Here is a 10,671-nt window from a genome sequence, read left to right on the forward strand (position 1 = left end):
AATAGTCATCTGCACGATGACTATTATTGCTTCGCTGGTTATCGTGGTCGATCAGATATTGAAAGCTTTTGCTTATGAAATCAGCAAGCAATTATCGGTATTCGTGGGCCTGATTATTACCAACTGTATCGTGATGGGGCGCGCTGAAGGTTATGCGATGAAAAATCCGCCTTTAGCCAGCTTTATAGACGGTATCGGTAATGGCTTGGGATACAGTTTGATTTTGATCACTGTGTCCTTTATCAGAGAGTCGTTGGGTTCAGGTAAGTTACTGGGTATTGAAATCTTCAAACTCACCAAAGACGGCGGCTGGTATGATCCTAATGGTCTGATGCTGTTGCCGCCGAGCGCGTTTTTTATCATCGGTTTGATTATCTGGGGCGTCCGTCAATGGAAACCGAAGCAAGCTGAAACTGCGGATTTCAAAATCATGTCGATTTCTCATGGTGAAGGAGGGCATCACTAATGGAAGCTTATATTAGTCTTTTCATAAAGGCTGTCTTTATCGAAAACCTGGCGCTGTCCTTCTTTTTGGGCATGTGTACGTTTATTGCGGTGTCTAAGAAAATCTCGACAGCGATGGGTTTAGGTATTGCAGTCATGATGGTGCAGATTATTACCGTGCCGGCCAATAACTTTATTTATCATGCGTTGTTAAAAGAAGACGCTCTATCCTGGATGGGTATTACCGGCGTTGATTTAAGCTTTTTAGCGCTGTTAAGTTGTATCGGCGTGATTGCGGCGTTGGTACAGATTTTGGAAATGATTTTAGATAAATTCTTTCCTGCTTTGTATCACGCGTTAGGGATTTTCTTGCCTTTAATCACGGTAAACTGCGCTATTTTGGCCGGCAGTTTGTTTATGATTGAGCGTGATTACAATCTACCCGAAAGCGTCGTGTACGGCGTAGGCAGCGGCTTCGGTTGGGCGTTGGCTATCACCGTCATGGCAGGGGTGCGCGAAAAACTCAAATACAGTGATATACCTGCTGGTTTACAAGGTCTGGGTATTACCTTTATTACTGCGGGTCTGATGTCGCTTGGCTTCATGGCTTTCTCTGGAATCCAACTTTAAGGGTGCGACATGCTTGAAATTCTATTAGGGATTATTATTTTCACGGCTTTTGTTATCGCGCTGGTATTCGTTATTATCGGTGCTAAAAGCAAATTGGTCGCTGAAGGGGACGTGGAAATTCTCATCAATGATGAAAAGAAAATTCATGTACCGGTAGGGTCTAAATTATTAACTGCGTTGGCTGATAACGGCTTGTTTGTTTCATCGGCTTGCGGCGGCGGCGGTACTTGCGGACAATGCAAGGTCAAAGTGCATTCAGGCGGCGGCGAAATTTTAGCCACTGAATTGAGTCATATCAGCAAGCGGGAAGCGGCTCACGGCGAGCGTCTTTCTTGTCAGGTTTCGATTAAGCACAACATGAGCATTGAAGTCGAAGACGATGTTTTCGGCGTTAAAAAATGGGAATGTAAGGTTAAATCGAATAATAACGTAGCCACTTTCATTAAGGAGTTGGTGCTGGAGTTGCCGAAAGGCGAAGAAATCAACTATCGCGCAGGCGGTTACATTCAGATTGAATGTCCACCGCACGTTTCTAAATACAGTGATTTTAACGTCGAAGAAAGATTCCGCGACGATTGGAATAAGTTCAACTTGTGGCGTTATGTTTCTACTGTAAAAGAGCCTGCGTTACGCGCTTATTCGATGGCAAGTTATCCTGAAGAAAAGGAAATCATGCTGAACGTACGTATCGCGACACCGCCTCCCGGCGCGCCGGATAGCGTACCTCCAGGTATTATGTCTTCTTTTATCTTTAACTTGAAGCCTGGCGATAAATGTATTGTTTCCGGTCCCTATGGTGAATTCTTTGCCAAAGATACTCAAAATGAAATGGTCTTTATCGGCGGTGGCGCGGGTATGGCGCCGATGCGTTCACATATTTTCGATCAATTACGCAGGCTGAAATCCAAGCGTAAAATGAGCTTCTGGTATGGTGCGCGCAGCAAACGCGAAATGTTCTATGTAGAAGATTTCGATATGCTGGCCAAAGAAAACGATAATTTCGAATGGCATGTTGCATTGTCCGATCCGTTGCCGGAAGATAATTGGACAGGCTATACTGGTTTTATTCATAATGTTCTTTTTGAAGAATATATTAAGAACCATCCGGCGCCCGAAGATTGCGAGTTTTACATGTGCGGACCGCCAATGATGAACTCAGCGGTAATCAAGATGCTGTTGGATAACGGCGTAGAGCCGGAAAATATTTTGCTGGATGATTTTGGCGGATAAGTAATCTTGATTTCTTTCTTTAGAAACTTAGTTTTTGAAGAAGGAGCGGAAGCAACAAATAGACGAGGGGCGCGGCTAAAATCCGGCTCCTCGTTTTTTATTTTCGGCCTTTATAAACTTTACGAGGTGATACCATGACTTACTTTTTAGTGACTTTCGTTTTCATGGCTATTGTTATTGCCATTATGGCAATAGGCGTTATTTTTGGTAGGCGCGCTATTAAGGGGTCGTGCGGCGGCGCGGCAAACAATGGAGATTGTGTTTGTGTGGAAAAATGTGATAAAAGAAAGAAAATGGAAGCGGAGGCTCGTTTGAATCAAGGATCGTAAGTTAGCTTATTTACAATAATAACGACAACCGGGAGTTCATCATGCTAACGAAAATTACTGTTGCAGATTATATGTCGAAAAGATTGGTTACGCTCACCAAGGATAACGATGTGATCGATGCCGTAAAAAAATTGTTGGATCATAAAATTACCAGTGCTCCGGTTGTTGATCAGCGAGGGCACTTGCTAGGCATGTTTTCCGAAAAGGATGTTATGAATATCGTTTTGGAAACTGTTTACAATCAAAGTATGAGTGGCAAAGTCGGCGATTATATGACTAAAGAAGTCATTAGCGTTGATGCTGAATCCAGTATTGTGGATTTGGCGGAAAAATTCCAGCAGTCTTCGGTTAGAAGTTATCCGGTTTTTCAGGATAATGATTTGGTTGGGATTGTCAGCCGCACAGATGTGTTAAGGGCATTGGCATCAAACAATTAAGGTTTCCGGTAATTACTCAGAGTTCTATTTGTAATTGCTGAGTGGTTATTACGGACAAAAATAATGAACGGAACGCAAACCTTTTATTGGCATGATTACGAAACATTCGGTACCGACCCTCAAAGAGACAGACCTGTTCAATTTGCGGGGGTTCGTACCGATTTCGATTTCAACATTATAGACGATCCTTTAGTTGTTTACTGTAAACCGGCGGTAGACTGTCTTCCTCATCCCGAGGCTTGCTTAATTACCGGCATTACCCCGCAGCGTGCCGAACAACATGGTGTTTGTGAAGCCGAATTTATTCGTCTGATTCATGAGCAATTAGCTCAACCTAATACCTGTACTCTTGGCTACAACAGTCTTCGTTTTGACGATGAGGTTACCCGTAATTGTCTGTATCGTAACTTTTACGATCCCTACGCAAGGGAGTGGCAAAACGGCAATTCTCGTTGGGACTTGATTGATGTGGTCAGGGCGGCCAGAGCTCTTCGTCCGGAAGGTATCTTCTGGCCGGTTAACGAGGAGGGTGGTCCCAGTTTCAGGCTGGATCAACTCACCCAGGCCAACAACATAGCCCATGAGGCCGCGCATGATGCGCTTTCAGATGTCTATGCCACGATGGCAATCACCAAGCTGGTTAAACAAGCCCAACCCAAACTCTACCAGTTTCTGTTGCAACATCGGGTTAAAACCGAGGCGTTTAACTTGCTTCAGCTTGGCAGTTTTAACCCTGTGGTACATGTTTCAGGCAAATACCCCGCTGCCAAGAATTGCTTAGCTGTGGTACTTCCTATTTGTAGGCATCCTACTAATACCAATGGTGTGATCGTCTATGACTTGTCCGTTGATCCTGAGCCGATGCTTAGCTTATCGGTGGAAGACATTCAGCAAAGAATCTTTATCTCGACGGCTAACTTGCCGGAAGGCGTGGCAAGAATCCCACTAAAAACCGTACATATTAATAAATGCCCTGTTTTAGCCCCCGTGTCTGTAATCAGGCCGGTTGATGCAGAGCGGTTGGAAATCGATTTGGCCTTATGTCGTGCTAATATCGACAAGATTAAAGCTGCTGTCGGATTGCCTGACAAGTTGGCGTCAGTATTTGACAGTCAGTGTTATACCGAGCAGGATTTCGATCCCGATCTGGAAATTTATAGTGGCGGTTTTTTTTCTGAAAACGATAAAAAACAAATGGTTAAAATCAGATTTATGCCGCCTGAACAATTAGCCAAGTCCGTATTCAAATTCACTGATCGCCGATTACAGGAAATGTTATTTAGATACCGCGCTAGAAATTATTTGGAGACTTTGAATGCTGATGAACAACAACGGTGGAACAAGTTTTGCGCCAATCGTTTAATCGGTCGCCAAGCTGGCGCAGGTATTTTACTTGGTGATTATTTCAGCCGGTTAGACAAATTACGTAACGTCGAAAATGTAAAAACCGAAATTATAGAGGCTCTGGAAGCTTATGCGCGTGAGAAAATGCAGGTGCTTGGCATTCAATAACTAAAATACCATTAGTTATTGAAATATAAGTTGCCAAATTATAAAAATGCTCTATAATGCTCCAAATCAATCGCGGGGTGGAGCAGCTTGGTAGCTCGTCGGGCTCATAACCCGAAGGTCGTAGGTTCAAATCCTGCCCCCGCTACCACATAGGACTGCATGGATGCAGGAGTTAGGGTGTCGCACGGAGCGATTGCCGAGAACCCCATTTTGGGGTTTTTTATTTTCTGGGCTTTGATAATTTAAAAGCTCACAGTTGATTGTTAATGGAAGAGCCTTCGGCTCTTTTTTTTTGTGCGAAAGTAAGCGAGGAAAAATGAAACAGGCTCCTGAGCATTTGGTTAATTTAATTGAGCCAATTGTTGAAGGTTTAGGTTATGAATGCGTAGGCATTGAATATAATCCTCATCCTAAACATGGTCTGTTAAGAATTTATATTGATAGTGAAAACGGGATTCTGGTTGAAGATTGCTCTAAAGTCAGTCATCAAGTCAGTGGAGTTATGGATGTGGAAGACCCTATTCAAGGTAACTATCATTTGGAGATTTCTTCGCCGGGCGAAGATAGGCCTTTTTTTAAAGTGAGTCAGTTCGAACGGTATGTCGGCAGCATGGTGTCGTGTACGTTATTTAAACCCATAGGCGGCCGCAGAAAAATTACAGGCTTGATTAAAAAAGTTGAAGGTGACGTTATTACCCTTCAGGAAGGCGAGCAGGTTTTTGAGGTTCCATTTAGCGCGATGAGTAAAGCGCGGTTGGTTCCTGAATATTTAATTGAAAAAGGAGGGCGCAGTGGCAAATAAAGAAATTTTGTTAGTGGTGGAAGTTTTTTCTAATGAAAAGGATATTGAAAAAGAAGTTGTTTTCCAAGCTATAGAGTCAGCATTAGAAGCAGCTACAATCAAACGTCACGCAAATCAGATCAAAGCCCATGTTAACATTAACAGGAAAACCGGAGACTACGTTACTCATAGAGTATGGGAAGTGGTCGATGCTAATAGTCAAATTGACGGCGACGTGGAGTTTCCCGAAACGCAGGTGCTGTTGGAAGTTGCAAGACTTGATAATCCGAATGTGCAAGTCGGTGATTTAGTGGAAGAGGAAATCGAATCTGTCGATTTCGGGCGTATTGCTGCGCAGACTGCCAAGCAGGTTATTATCCACAAAGTTAGGGAAGCCGAGCGCAAGAAAATTGTTGATGCCTATAAAAGCCGTATAGGCGAACTGATTACCGGTATCGTAAAACGTATTGAAAAGGGCAGTGTCTACCTGGATTTAGGGGGGCATGTCGAAGCTTATATCGCCAAAGAAGATATGATACCCCGTGAAGCCATTCGCATTGGCGACAGAATTAGGGGGTATTTGAAGGATGTACGTTCGGAGCCTCGCGGCCCTCAATTATTTGTCAGCCGGACAGCGCCGGAGTTGCTGATTGCACTGTTTCGTCTTGAAGTGCCTGAAGTAGGCGAAGGTTTGATCGAGGTAATTGCTGCGGCTCGTGATCCCGGTTCCCGAGCCAAGATTGCCGTCAAAGGCAACGATCCCAGGTTGGATCCGGTCGGTGCTTGCGTCGGCATGAGAGGATCGAGAGTACAATCGGTTTCAAATGAATTGGCCGGAGAGCGTGTTGACATTATCCTTTGGAATCCAAGCGATGCCCAATTCGTGATTAATGCGATGTCGCCGGCTGAAATCCAGTCCATCGTTGTCGATGAAGACAAACACAGTATGGATTTGGCGGTCAGTTCGGATAACTTATCCCAGGCTATAGGCCGCGGTGGGCAAAACGTACGCCTTGCCACCCAATTAACAGGTTGGGAGCTGAATGTAATCGATGCTTCTAAGGCGGAAGAAAACAGCGAAGCCGAGGCTGACAAAATAAAGCAGTTGTTTGTTGAACAATTGGATGTCGACGAAGAGATAGCCTTGATTTTAGTTGAAGAAGGCTTCAATACAGTTGAAGAAATCGCCTATGTTCCGGTTAGTGAAATGCTGGAAATTGAAGGTTTTGATGAAGATCTTGTTAATGCGCTTAGAAGCCGTGCTAAAGACGCCTTGCTGATTAGCGCAATTGCTGCCGAAGAAAAAATAGAAACGGCTGAGCCCGCACAGGATTTGCTTGAAATGGAAGGGATGGACAGGGAGTTGGCTTATGACTTGGCAAGTCACGGCATTATTACAATGGATGATTTAGCAGAGCAAGCGGTAGATGATTTGCTGAATTTTGCAGGAATGAACGAAGATCGGGCGGCAAAATTGATTATGAAGGCGCGTGAGCCTTGGTTTGCTGAGGAACAGGCGAGTAGGTAAGGGGTATGAAATGAGTAATAAAACAGTACGGCAATTAGCTGAGGTGGTAAAAATACCTCTGGAACGATTATTAGAACAGCTCAAAGAAGCAGGCTTATCTGCGAGCGCTCCTGATGACGTCATCAATGAAGACGAAAAGATGCAGCTACTTGCGCATCTGCGCAAGCGCCATGGCAAGAATGAGGGCGAGGCGGAAGGTACTCTGAAACGGGTGACTTTAAAGCGCAGAACAGTGAGCGAGCTTAAGCAGGCCAGCGTCCCCGGCAGTACAACCAAAACGATCAGTGTTGAAGTTCGCAAACAGAAAACATATATAAAGCGCAGTGAAGTAACCGAGTCTGACGAACAAAGGAATTTGGAGTTGGCCAAGCAAGCCCTTAAAGAGCAGGTCGCAGCACAAGCCGAAAACCTTCCTCCAGTTGAAGAGCCGGTAAAGGCGCAGGAAATTGTTCCGGAACAAAAAGAAGAGCCCATTATTGAGCCGATAGTTCAACCTGCTATCGAAGCGGTTGAGGCCGAAACCGCTGTTGAGCCTGAAGCTGCTGAAGAGGTTGAGGCTCTGCCGGTTGAGGAAGAACTGGAAATTGAACATGAAATACCGGTTAAAGTTAAAGAACATACAGAAGCCAGAAAGAAACAGCATGAAAAAGATCTTCGACTTGAAGAATCCATCAAAAGAAATGCTGACAAAGTAAGGCAACAAGCAACAGCCAAGCAAGAAATTCTGCATAGAAAAAAACAAGAAGAAGGTTCTTATGCCGGAGCGGGAGGCAGGGATAGCAAAAAAGCCAAGAAAAAAGGCAAGAAGAACGAACGTGTCAGTGTAAAGCCTGAAGGTAAGCATCAATTTGAAATGCCGGTCGAGCCTATCGTAAAAGAGGTTACCATCCCGGAAATGATTATTGTGTCCGATCTTGCGCAAAAGATGAGCGTTAAGGCCGCTATAGTGATCAAGCATCTGATGAAGCTCGGCATTATGGCGACTATTAATCAAACCATAGATCAGGAAACAGCGGCCATTTTGGTCGAAGAAATGGGTCACAAAGCCATCATGCAGAGTGATGACGATCTTGAGCAGGAAATGCTGGCTGAGGCGCAAGAAGAAGATAATCGCGAGGAATTGCCGCGAGCGCCGATTGTTACCATCATGGGCCATGTCGATCACGGTAAAACCTCGCTGCTTGATTACATCCGTAAAACCCGCGTTGCTGCCGGTGAAGCAGGCGGTATTACTCAGCATATTGGCGCATATCAGGTAAAAACCGATCACGGTTCGGTAACCTTTTTGGATACTCCGGGTCACGCCGCGTTTACTGCGATGCGTGCCAGAGGCGCGGACGTTACCGACGTGGTGATTGTGGTGGTTGCAGCCGATGACGGCGTGATGCCGCAAACCAAGGAAGCGGTCGAACATGCCAGAGCGGCCAATGTGCCGATTATTGTGGCAATCAACAAAATCGATAAGCCTGACGCTAATCCTGAAAAGGTTATGCAGGAATTGGCAAACATTGATGTGCTTGCAGAAGAGTGGGGCGGCGATGTGCAGTTCCTTAAAATTTCGGCAAAAACCGGTGCAGGCATCGATGACTTAATCGAAGCGTTGATTGTACAGACTGAAATTCTTGAATTGAAAGCTCCTGTTGAAGGTGCGGCGTCAGGCATCGTGATTGAATCAAGGCTGGATAAAGGTCGTGGTGTCGTAGCAACGGTACTGATTCAAAAAGGCACTCTGGAAAGCGGCCAAATGGTATTGTGCGGCCATGAGTACGGCCGTGTTCGAGCCATGTTTAACGAGAACGGCGTAGCTATTAAAGAAGCCGGGCCTTGCGCGCCGGTCGAGATTCTCGGGCTTTCGGGTACGCCGAATGCCGGTGATGAATTTCTGGTAGTGCAAAACGAGCGCATCGCTAAAGACTTGGCCAAGCATCGTGAAGAGCGTAAAAAACTGTCTCGCCATGCCGTACAGCACGCATCTAAACTGGACGAGGTATTCTCCAGAATGACTACCGGTGAAATTGCCAGCGTCAATTTAGTGCTTAAAACAGATGTTCAAGGCAGTCTGGAAGCGTTACGCAGCTCCTTAGTCGGGTTGTCGAATGACGAAGTAGAAGTCAAAGTCATTTATGGCGGCGTCGGCGGTATTAATGAAGGTGATGCGAACTTGGCGTTGGCTTCGGGTGCGATTTTGATGGGCTTTAATGTTCGAGCCGATGCGGCTACACGAAGACTGATTGAAGAAAAAGGCATCGATCTGCATTACTACAGCATCATTTATGAAGCGATTGATGAGGTTAAAAAAGCCATCAGCGGTATGTTGGCGCCTGAAATTAAAGAACAGATTGTCGGTCTTGCCGAAGTGCGCGATGTATTTAAATCGCCAAAATTCGGTGCGATTGCCGGTTGTATGGTTATTGACGGTTATGTGAAGAGAAATCTGCCGATACGGGTTCTGCGTAATAACGTAGTCATTTATGAAGGGCAGCTGGAATCTTTACGCCGTTTCAAAGACGATGCGTCCGAGGTCAAGATGGGCATGGAATGCGGTATCGGTGTGAAAAATTACAACGATGTGCAGCCTGGCGATCAGATCGAAGTGTTTGAACGCATCGAAGTCAAGCGGGAACTGTAAACCTTATGGCAAAAGAATTTGGCCGCAACGCCCGTGTTTCATCGGAAATGCAGAAAGAGCTTTCGCTGATTCTGCAACGGGATATTGATGATTCCAGGCTGGGCTTTGTTACCATCAATGAGGTCGAGGTTACTAAAGACCTTGCCGTTGCCAAAGTGTACGTTACGGTATTGAATGCCGATGAGCAGGGCAAAAAAGCCAATGTGAAACGGCTGAACGAGTTGGCGCCGGTTATTCGGCATCAATTAGCAAAGAGAATGCGCTTGAGGCATATCTCTGAATTGCGTTTTTATTACGATGATTCATTCGATACCGGCATGCGTGTTGCGGAACTGTTAAGCGATTTGGATAAGCCCTCCGACTCCGCTCAGGACAAGCCCGGCGAAGGCTAAGCGCCGATGAGTAAACGCAAGTCCGGACGCAATATTCATGGGATATTGCTGTTAGACAAACGCTTGGGCGTATCTTCGAACAGAGCCTTGCAGGAAGTCAGGCGCTTGTTCGATGCCAACAAAGCGGGGCATACCGGTAGCCTTGATCCTCTGGCAACCGGTTTGTTGCCGCTTTGTTTTGGCGAAGCGACCAAAGTATCGGCATTGATGCTGGATGACAATAAACGCTATCAAGTGGTTGTTCAGCTCGGCGTTATGACCGATACCGGCGATGCCGAAGGCGCTGTTATAGAGACTAAACCGGTGCCTGAGTTGTCCGTTGACGACATCCTGATTTGTCTGGAAAAATTTACCGGCGAAATCGACCAAGTGCCTCCCATGTATTCGGCTTTAAAGCATAACGGTAAAAAACTGTATGAACTGGCGCGGGAAGGTAAAACCGTTGAACGTAAGGCCAGACATATCACCATATTCGAGCTAAAGTTGTTGGATTTTGCCAAAGATCAATTGACACTCGACGTATTCTGTTCAAAAGGCACCTATATCCGTTCGCTGGCGGAAGACATCGGGCATGCTTTAGGCTGCGGCGGAACCGTAAAAGAGTTGCGCCGGCTGGAAGCGGGGCAGTTCAAGATTGAGAATGCCAAAACCATTGAACAATTGATAGCAATGGATCAGCAAAGCCTGTTTCAATGCCTGATTAATGTCGATAAGCCGCTGGAAGCGCTACCCGCTATTCGATTGTCCAATGAACAGGCA

11 protein-coding genes and 1 tRNA gene are annotated in these 10,671 nt (G+C 45.7%); all 12 read left to right on the forward strand.

Annotated elements, in window-relative coordinates:
* A partial coding sequence (locus EPO18_RS17945) for an Rnf-Nqr domain containing protein (RefSeq protein WP_292435735.1) occupies positions 1-466 on the forward strand: 466 nt, incomplete at its 5' end.
* Positions 466-1,074, forward strand: a complete 609-nt coding sequence (nqrE, locus tag EPO18_RS17950) for an NADH:ubiquinone reductase (Na(+)-transporting) subunit E (RefSeq protein ID WP_292435736.1) — start codon at positions 466-468, stop codon at positions 1,072-1,074. The genes EPO18_RS17945 and nqrE, both read left to right, overlap by 1 nt.
* 9 nt (positions 1,075-1,083) lie before the next feature.
* On the forward strand, positions 1,084-2,304 hold the full coding sequence (nqrF, locus tag EPO18_RS17955; protein ID WP_292435738.1) for an NADH:ubiquinone reductase (Na(+)-transporting) subunit F: 1,221 nt from the start codon (positions 1,084-1,086) through the stop codon (positions 2,302-2,304).
* A gap of 134 nt (positions 2,305-2,438) precedes the next feature.
* The gene (nqrM, locus tag EPO18_RS17960) at positions 2,439-2,633 is read left to right on the forward strand and encodes a (Na+)-NQR maturation NqrM (protein WP_292435740.1); all 195 of its coding nucleotides are present in this window, start codon (positions 2,439-2,441) and stop codon (positions 2,631-2,633) included.
* A 41-nt stretch (positions 2,634-2,674) separates the two neighbouring features.
* Positions 2,675-3,070 carry a CBS domain-containing protein gene (locus EPO18_RS17965; RefSeq protein WP_292435742.1) on the forward strand — a complete coding sequence of 132 codons (396 nt, stop codon included), beginning with the start codon at positions 2,675-2,677 and terminating at the stop codon, positions 3,068-3,070.
* 63 nt (positions 3,071-3,133) lie between these two features.
* Complete coding sequence (gene sbcB, locus EPO18_RS17970) at positions 3,134-4,582, forward strand: exodeoxyribonuclease I (protein WP_292435744.1); 1,449 nt, start codon at positions 3,134-3,136, stop codon at positions 4,580-4,582.
* A gap of 71 nt (positions 4,583-4,653) precedes the next feature.
* Positions 4,654-4,730, forward strand: a tRNA-Met gene (locus tag EPO18_RS17975).
* 168 nt (positions 4,731-4,898) lie between these two features.
* Complete coding sequence (rimP, locus tag EPO18_RS17980) at positions 4,899-5,384, forward strand: ribosome maturation factor RimP (protein WP_292435745.1); 486 nt, start codon at positions 4,899-4,901, stop codon at positions 5,382-5,384.
* Positions 5,374-6,891, forward strand: coding sequence for a transcription termination factor NusA (nusA, locus tag EPO18_RS17985; RefSeq protein WP_292435747.1), 1,518 nt, complete (start codon positions 5,374-5,376; stop codon positions 6,889-6,891). The genes rimP and nusA overlap by 11 nt, the downstream gene beginning before the upstream one ends.
* A 10-nt stretch (positions 6,892-6,901) precedes the next feature.
* Complete coding sequence (gene infB / locus EPO18_RS17990) at positions 6,902-9,520, forward strand: translation initiation factor IF-2 (protein WP_292435749.1); 2,619 nt, start codon at positions 6,902-6,904, stop codon at positions 9,518-9,520.
* A gap of 5 nt (positions 9,521-9,525) precedes the next feature.
* Positions 9,526-9,912: a 30S ribosome-binding factor RbfA gene (gene rbfA, locus EPO18_RS17995; RefSeq protein ID WP_292435751.1), complete on the forward strand. Its 387-nt coding sequence runs from the start codon at positions 9,526-9,528 to the stop codon at positions 9,910-9,912.
* Between the two features lie 6 nt (positions 9,913-9,918).
* A partial coding sequence (truB, locus tag EPO18_RS18000; RefSeq protein ID WP_292435754.1) for a tRNA pseudouridine(55) synthase TruB occupies positions 9,919-10,671 on the forward strand: 753 nt, incomplete at its 3' end.

The sequence above is a fragment of the Methylobacter sp. genome, assembly GCF_004322395.1.
In the GTDB taxonomy this organism is placed as follows: Bacteria; Pseudomonadota; Gammaproteobacteria; order Methylococcales; family Methylomonadaceae; genus Methylobacter_A.

Excerpts from the sequence above, each read along its gene's own strand:
- nqrE (WP_292435736.1), top strand. The coding sequence starts at position 466 with ATGGAAGCTTATATTAGTCTTTTCATAAAGGCTGTCTTTATCGAAAAC.
- nqrF (WP_292435738.1), top strand. The coding sequence starts at position 1,084 with ATGCTTGAAATTCTATTAGGGATTATTATTTTCACGGCTTTTGTTATC.
- nqrM (WP_292435740.1), top strand. The coding sequence starts at position 2,439 with ATGACTTACTTTTTAGTGACTTTCGTTTTCATGGCTATTGTTATTGCC.
- EPO18_RS17965 (WP_292435742.1), top strand. The coding sequence starts at position 2,675 with ATGCTAACGAAAATTACTGTTGCAGATTATATGTCGAAAAGATTGGTT.
- sbcB (WP_292435744.1), top strand. The coding sequence starts at position 3,134 with ATGAACGGAACGCAAACCTTTTATTGGCATGATTACGAAACATTCGGT.
- rimP (WP_292435745.1), top strand. The coding sequence starts at position 4,899 with ATGAAACAGGCTCCTGAGCATTTGGTTAATTTAATTGAGCCAATTGTT.
- infB (WP_292435749.1), top strand. The coding sequence starts at position 6,902 with ATGAGTAATAAAACAGTACGGCAATTAGCTGAGGTGGTAAAAATACCT.
- rbfA (WP_292435751.1), top strand. The coding sequence starts at position 9,526 with ATGGCAAAAGAATTTGGCCGCAACGCCCGTGTTTCATCGGAAATGCAG.